Below are 617 nucleotides of genomic sequence, written 5' to 3'. Positions count from 1 at the left end.
CTACGGCAAGTGGAATTCGGTCTATGTTCGGTTTCGCCGTTGGGCTGAGCAGGGCGTTTGGGATGCCCTGCTGCAAACCCTTGTAGATCTGGGTCTGACCGATAACTGGCAGCATATGGTCGATAGTACTGTGGTCCGCGCCCATTCCCAGGCCACGGGCGCAAAAGGGGGGCTTGTTCGGAGGCTTTTGGTCGATCACGCGGCGGCTTTACGAGCAAAATCCATGCTCGATGTGACAATCAGGGACGCTCTCTCGGCTTTGTCCTTACCGGAGGACAGGTCTCGGACTACAAGGCCACAGACGCCCTGATGAGCTTGTCCGTTCCAAATCCCAGGGCGATGCTGGCTGATCGGGGCTATGACAGCGACAGTTTCCGCCAGGACCTACTGCTCTACGGGATCCTGCCGATTATTCCATCACGCAAAGGCCGAAGTGCGCCGCAGAAAACAGACTGGCGGCGCTACCAGGACCGTAACCGCATCGAGCGGATGTTCAACAGGCTCAAGCAGATGCGCCGCATCGCAACCCGCTACGACAAGACCGTCCTGTCTTTCATGAGCTTTCTCAACCTCGCCGCCGCGAGGCTCTGGATTGGATCTTTTGTCAACACGGCCTA

Annotated in this window: 1 protein-coding gene and 1 pseudogene; both read left to right on the top strand. The window is 57.9% G+C overall.

The genetic code is table 11. The features are described 5' to 3' along the window. Nucleotides 1–310: pseudogene (locus KP701_RS16455) on the top strand (hypothetical protein); the annotation flags it as partial. Continuing rightward, on the top strand, nucleotides 220–617 hold a 398-nt coding region (locus KP701_RS16180; protein ID WP_371819030.1), incomplete at its 3' end, for an IS5 family transposase. The pseudogene KP701_RS16455 and the gene KP701_RS16180, both read left to right, overlap by 91 nt.

Origin of the sequence: Gluconobacter sp. P1C6_b (assembly GCF_018811945.1) — a bacterium.
Lineage (GTDB): Bacteria > Pseudomonadota > Alphaproteobacteria > Acetobacterales > Acetobacteraceae > Gluconobacter.
This window is presented reverse-complemented; position numbering and strand designations above follow the sequence as displayed.